Origin of the sequence: Candidatus Sororendozoicomonas aggregata, from assembly GCF_031528575.1 — a bacterium.
Lineage (GTDB): Bacteria > Pseudomonadota > Gammaproteobacteria > Pseudomonadales > Endozoicomonadaceae > Endonucleibacter > Endonucleibacter aggregata.
This window is the reverse complement of the sequence record NZ_JAVLSP010000196.1, coordinates 1-1,169: the sequence shown is the minus strand read 5'-3', so window position 1 is coordinate 1,169 and position 1,169 is coordinate 1. Positions and strand designations below refer to the sequence as shown.

1 protein-coding gene is annotated in these 1,169 nt (G+C 47.3%); it reads right to left on the bottom strand.

Translation table 11 applies throughout. The features are described 5' to 3' along the window. The coding region (locus V4C51_RS17750; protein WP_330927499.1) for an NAD(P)/FAD-dependent oxidoreductase at positions 1 to 666 on the bottom strand (666 nt) is incomplete at its 3' end. Positions 667 to 1,169 lie beyond the last annotated feature (503 nt).

Below are 1,169 nucleotides of genomic sequence, written 5' to 3'. Positions count from 1 at the left end.
GGGCAGGATGCGCTCACTCCCTTCAATAAGGCTGACTTCCAGGTTTTTGTGTTTGATAGCGTTCAATCCATAGTTCTCTAGCTCAATAGCCGCATTGTGAAGCTCGGCAGCCAGTTCAACCCCGGTGGCACCAGCGCCAATGATGGCTACCTTTAGTTTCGATAGTGAATTTCCGCTGGCCTGGGCGCGGAGGTAGTGATTAATCAGCGTTGTATGTATTTGTTCTGCCTGGCTGCGATTGTCCAGAAACAGGCAGTGCTCTTTAGCGCCAGTGGTGTTGAAATCGTTAGCGGTGCTGCCTACAGAGATGACCAGGGTGTCATAATTCAGGGTTCTTGGGGGTACGACATCTTTGTTATCGCTGGTGATAGCCTCAAGGCCAATGGTTTTATTTTTGCGGTCAAGGCGGTTCATTCTTCCGGGAATATAATGAAAATTATTCCATTTTGCCTGGGCCAGATAGGAAAGCTCGTCTTCAAATGCGTTGATAGAGCCGGCAGCCACTTCGTGTAACAGGGGTTTCCAGAAGTGGGTGCGATTCGCGTCGACCAGTGTTATGACGGCCTTTTTCTTTTTGCCAAGTCGTTTGCCGAGGCGGGTGGCCAGCTCAAGACCGCCAGCACCGCCACCAACAATCACGATGTTGTGGAGTTTGTTGCTATTCACTGTATTGAGAGTTTCTGTTTATGTTGATGTTGATGTTGATGTAATACCAATCGCGCTTTCTAACTATTCTATTGCGGTGGCCATCTGAGGGAAAATCCTGCGTTGAAGTTTCTCGCCATAGCTACGGCCTGACTTGTCACTTCGCCTTGCCTTCTCGCTCAGCTAACTCTCCATGACGGTGTTGTAAAGTTTGATTGGTATAAGATTGTGTCTGAAAAACAGTCTAGCTTATTTTATATCGATCTTGGTGCTTCGTCTCATTATGTTTGAGCTGTTCAGTGACTTAAAAGTAGCCTGTCGCATTTTTCAGACGGCCTTTTAACACCATACTGCGAACAGTTTGCCCAAGCTAGCACCATGGGCAGGTATTAATGATAATCAGAGGCATTTGAAGTCTGGCTACCCCTAGGAGCCTGTCCGAGAATAGACTGCCCTACTGCGGTTGCGATAAATTGGTCTAAAAATTCCTGCTTCTTCATCAAATAGCCCCACTATTATCCTCA